General features: G+C 70.2%; 3 protein-coding genes and 1 pseudogene. All 4 read left to right on the top strand.

Annotated elements, in window-relative coordinates; translation table 11 throughout:
- A pseudogene (locus ACI379_RS05930) lies at positions 1-224 on the top strand (PP2C family protein-serine/threonine phosphatase); the annotation flags it as partial.
- A gap of 11 nt (positions 225-235) precedes the next feature.
- Positions 236-1,627, top strand: a complete 1,392-nt coding sequence (locus ACI379_RS05925; RefSeq protein WP_439791153.1) for an FtsW/RodA/SpoVE family cell cycle protein — start codon at positions 236-238, stop codon at positions 1,625-1,627.
- Positions 1,624-3,084 (top strand): peptidoglycan D,D-transpeptidase FtsI family protein, encoded by a 1,461-nt coding sequence (locus ACI379_RS05920; RefSeq protein ID WP_439791152.1) that lies wholly within the window; start codon positions 1,624-1,626, stop codon positions 3,082-3,084. The genes ACI379_RS05925 and ACI379_RS05920 overlap by 4 nt, the downstream gene beginning before the upstream one ends.
- A gap of 100 nt (positions 3,085-3,184) precedes the next feature.
- Positions 3,185-4,993 (top strand): Stk1 family PASTA domain-containing Ser/Thr kinase, encoded by a 1,809-nt coding sequence (gene pknB / locus ACI379_RS05915; RefSeq protein ID WP_439791151.1) that lies wholly within the window; start codon positions 3,185-3,187, stop codon positions 4,991-4,993.
- Positions 4,994-5,217: the final 224 nt, after the last annotated feature.

Below are 5,217 nucleotides of genomic sequence, written 5' to 3'. Positions count from 1 at the left end.
AGTTCTTCGTCGCGGCCCACGAGGGCAACGTGGCGATCTTCCGCGGCGTCAACACGCAGATCCCGCTGATCGAGCTGTCGCGCCCGTACGAGGTCAGTGACGTCGCGCTGGAGAACCTCAGCGAGATCGACGCCGAGGCGATCACCGAGGGCGTGGAGGTCACCGACCTCGACGCCGCCCGCGTGACCGTCGAGAACTACGCGGCCCGCCAGGACGTGAACTAGGCGGTGTCCCGATGACTCAGAGCGGCATCATCATGGACTTCGTGCACCGGCAGCGCCGGGGCGCGGAGCTCTTCCTGCTCCTCCTGGCCCTGGCCGTCGGCGTCGGTGCGTACGCCGCCGTCGGGCTCGGCATGGAGGGCGAGATCCCCGTCGACCTCGTCGGGTACGGCGGCTGGCTGACCGGGCTGATCGTGGCCGCGCACGTCGCGGTGCGCATCTTCGCCCCGTACGCCGACCCGGTGCTGCTCCCGCTGGTGGCCGCCCTCAACGGCCTCGGGCTCGCGGTGATCCACCGCCTCGACCTGACGTACGAGGCGCTCGACCGCGCCAACCACACGTTCGCGGCCCAGCAGCTGACCTGGATGACGCTCGGCGTGGTCCTGTTCATCGGCTCGCTGGTAGTGCTGCGCGACCACCGCTACCTCCAGCGCTACACCTACACCGCCGCCCTGGCGGGCGTGGTGCTGCTGATCCTGCCGTTCATCCCCGGCATCGGTCGTGCCGTCTACGGCGCGCGGATCTGGATCCGCATCGGCCCGCTGGGCCTGCAGCCGGGCGAGATCGCCAAGGTGCTCCTGGTCGTCGCGTTCGCCGGCTACCTGGTCCAGCACCGCGACGCCCTCGCCCTGGCCGGGCGCCGCGTGCTCTTCCTCGACCTGCCGCGCGGGCGCGACCTCGGGCCGCTGCTCATCATGTTCGGCGTCTCGATGATGATCCTCGTGCTGCAGCGCGACCTCGGCTCGTCGCTGCTGTTCTTCGGCCTGTTCCTGATCATGCTGTACGTCGCCACCGAACGGGCCGGCTGGCTCGTCGTCGGCACCGCCCTCTTCGCGGCGGGTGCCACGCTCGCGTACTTCCTCTTCGGCCACGTCCGCTCGCGCTTCGACGTGTGGCTGGACCCGCTGGGCAACTACGACGGGCGCGGCTACCAGCTCGTCGAGGGCTTCTTCGGCATGGCGTGGGGCGGGCTCATCGGTCGCGGCTTCGGCAACGGCAACCCCGAGCGGATCATCTTCGCCGAGTCCGACTTCATCATCGCCGCCATCGGCGAGGAGCTCGGTCTGACCGCGGTGATGGCGATCCTGCTCTGCTACGGCCTCATCGTGGAGCGGGCGCTGCGGATCGCGCTGATCTCCCGCGACGGCTTCGGCAAGCTGATGGCCGTCGGCCTGGCGTCGATCTTCGCGCTGCAGGTCTTCGTGGTCGTCGGCGGCGTCACCGGGCTGATCCCGCTGACGGGTCTCACCACGCCGTTCCTCTCGTACGGCGGCTCCTCCCTCATCGCCAACTGGGTGATCATCGGTTTCCTCATGCGCATCTCCGACCAGGCCCGACGCCCCGTCCCGCAGCTCCAGGTGGAGTCCGAGGACGACGAGCACACGCAGGTGGTGAAGCTGCGGTGAACAAGCCCATCCGCACCGTCGCCGTCTTCTGCCTGGTGCTCTTCCTCGCGCTGCTGCTCAACGCGACGTACCTGCAGTACTGGCGCGCCGGCGACCTCAACGACGACCCCCGCAACCGCCGCGTCATCAACGCCGCGTTCTCGCGGGAGCGCGGCGCGATCCTGGCCGACAAGGAGCCGGTGGCGCGCAGCGTGAAGTCGGACTCCAAGTTCAAGTTCCAGCGCAAGTACCCGCAGCCGTTCAAGTACGCCCACATCACCGGCTACTTCTCGTACTTCTCCCAGACCGGGGTCGAGAAGTCGCAGAACGCGCTGCTCTCCGGCGACGACTCGCGGTTCTTCGTGACGCGCCTGATCGACATGCTGTCGAACTCCGAGCCCAAGGGCGGCAACGTCGAGCTCACCATCGACCCGGCCGCGCAGACGGCGGCGTACGAGGGGCTCCGCGCGCTCGGCGAGGACGTCAAGGGCGCCGTGGTCGCGATCGAGCCGTCCACCGGCCGCATCCTGGCGATGGTGTCCAACCCGACGTACGACCCCAACACGCTCGCCTCCCACGACCTCCAGGCCGTCTCGGACGCCTCGAAGAAGCTCAACGCGGACCCCGACGAGCCGCTGATGAACCGCGCCATCGGCACCCGCCTGCCTCCCGGCTCCACGTTCAAGCTGGTGACCGCGGCGGCCGCACTGGAGACGGGCAAGTACGACGCCGAGTCCCAGGTGCCCGGCGGCCGCTCGTTCCAGCTGCCGCAGTCCTCGACCACCATCGGGAACCACGACGGCGGCGACTGCGGCGGCAGCAAGATCTCGTTCACCCGTGCGATGCAGGTCTCCTGCAACGTCACCTTCCTGAGCCTGGCCGACGACCTGGGCACCGAGGCGATGGCGGAGCAGGCCGAGAAGTTCGGCTTCAACTCCACCTCACTGGAGGACCTGGCCGGACAGGCCGTCTCCGTGTACCCGCGCGACATGGACGCTCCTCAGACCGCGATGTCGGGCATCGGCCAGTCCAGCGTCGCCGCCACCCCGCTCCAGATGGCGATGGTGGCCGCCGGGATCGCCAACGACGGCGACGTGATGACGCCGTACGTGGTCGACCAGGTGCTGGCGCCCAACCTCGACACGCTCGAGAAGACCGAGCCGAAGCGGCTCTCCAACGCCGTCAGCGCCGGCACGGCCGAGGAGCTGACCAAGATGATGGTCGCCACCGTCGACAGCGGCACCGGCACGCCGGCCGCGATCCCGGGCGTGGAGGTGGCCGGCAAGACCGGCACCGCGCAGTCCACGCCGGACCGGCCGCCGTACGCGTGGTTCGTCTCGTTCGCTCCCGCGGAGAACCCGACGGTGGCGATCGCGGTGATGATCGAGTCCAGCGACTCGGCCCGCGAGGAGATCGCCGGTGGGCAGATGGGTGGACCCATCTCCCGCGCGGTGATGGAAGCGCTGGGTGTGCGATGACCACCCGGCGCACGACAGGTTTCTTCCCCCACGGCCCGCACGGGTCCGCCGGGGTCTCCCGCGCCCGCGGGTTCCAGCACAACGACGGAGAGGTGCTTCCGTGAGCCAGTCCGAGCCGAACCTGATCGGCGACCGCTACGAGCTCGGCGAGCTGCTGGGCCGTGGCGGCATGGCCGAGGTCCGCAGCGCCAGGGACCTGCGGCTGGGCCGTACGGTCGCGATCAAGCGCCTGCGCACCGACCTGGCCTCCGACGCCACCTTCCAGGCCCGGTTCCGGCGCGAGGCGCAGTCCTCGGCGTCGCTGAACCATCCCGCCATCGTGTCGGTGTACGACACCGGCGAGGAGATGGCCAAGGACGGCTCGGGCGTCGCCCAGCCGTACATCGTGATGGAGCTCGTCAACGGCCGTACGCTGCGCGACGTCGTGCGCGAGGGCCGCCGGATCCTGCCCGAGCGTGCCCTGGAGATCACCTCCGGCGTGCTGTCGGCGCTCGACTACAGCCACCGCGCCGGGATCATCCACCGCGACATCAAGCCCGGCAACGTCATGCTGACGCCGTCGGGCGACGTGAAGGTGATGGACTTCGGCATCGCCCGCGCCATCTCCGACGCGTCCTCGACGATGACGCAGACCGCGGCCGTGGTCGGCACCGCCCAGTACCTCTCCCCGGAGCAGGCGCGCGGCGAGACCGTCGACTCGCGCTCCGACGTCTACTCCACCGGCTGCCTGCTGTACGAGCTCCTCACCGGTCGCCCGCCGTTCGTGGGCGACAGCCCGGTCGCGGTGGCGTACCAGCACGTCCGCGAGAACCCGGTTCCGCCGAGCGACCTCGACGACCAGCTCGACCCCGAGATCGACCGGATCGTGCTGAAGTCGCTGGCCAAGCGGGTGGAGGACCGGTACCAGTCCGCCGCGGCGATGCGCGCCGACATCGAGCGCTACCTGGCCGGGCACCCGGTCGAGGCAGCCCCGGTGGCCGCGTACCCGGCGACGGAGGTCGTGCCCGCGGTGGGCGCCACCACCACGATGCCGTCGAGCGCCGCGACGACCACGCAGCCGCCCGCCGAGGACGAGAAGCCGCGCAAGCCGATCGGCTGGCTGGTCGCCGTCGGCGCCCTCGTGCTGGCGCTGGTCGCGCTGGCCGTGCTGGTACTGCCGCAGCTGTTCCCGGACGCGCCCGACACGGTGCAGGTGCCCAACCTGGTCGGCAAGACCGAGCAGGAGGCGCGCGCTCTCATCGGCGACAAGGAGCTCACCGTCGGGCGGATCACCGAGGAGGCCTCCGACAGCGTCGAGGCCGGCCTGGTGATCCGCCACGACCCCAACCGCGACCTGTTCGTGGAGAAGGGGACCGCGGTCGACCTGGTGCTGTCCGCCGGCAAGCCGGAGATTGAGGTGCCGTACGTCATCGGCATCGACCGGGCCGACGCGCGCGACCAGCTCGAGGAGGACGGGTTCCGCGTCAAGGAGGTCGAGGAGGAGTCCGACGAACCGGCCGGCCAGGTCCTGCGGACCAACCCGACGCCGGGGACCGCGGTGCCCAAGGGGAGCCGCGTGACGATCTTCTACTCGGCCGGCCCCAACGAGGTGCCGGACGTGATCGGCAAGACCCAGGCCGAGGCGGAGCGGATCCTGCGTGACGCCGGGTTCGTGCCGCAGGTGCGCGAGGACCCGACCTCGACCGAGCCCAAGGGCCAGGTCGTCGACCAGCTCCCCGGGGCCGGTGAGACCCGGTCCAAGGGCGACACGATCATCATCTTCGTGTCCGTGTACGAGGAGCCGACCGAGACCGAGACGACGGACCCCACGGACGAGACCGACACCGACGGTGACGGGACCCCGGATGACGAGGACGCCGACCCCGAGGACCCGAACGTACAGCTGCTCCCGTTCTCGCGTCGCGAGTGACGGAGGTCTGAGCGGCGGGGCGAGCTTGCGTCATACGAAGCCCGCCCGCTGAGGCTGGCGTCATACGAAGCCTTCGTCAGCAGGCGCGCGTCATACCGGGGCCCCGCCCGACCCCGTGCGTCATACGAACCCGTACCTATAGGTGCGGGTTCGTATGACGTGAGCACCCGCTCGAGCGCGTACGCATGACGCACACCCGACCCGAGCGCGTACGCATGACGCAC

This window comes from Nocardioides sp. (genome assembly GCF_051876515.1).
Lineage (GTDB): Bacteria > Actinomycetota > Actinomycetes > Propionibacteriales > Nocardioidaceae > Nocardioides.
The sequence above is the reverse complement of the archived record's forward strand: the minus strand, read 5'-3'. Positions and strand labels throughout refer to the sequence as shown.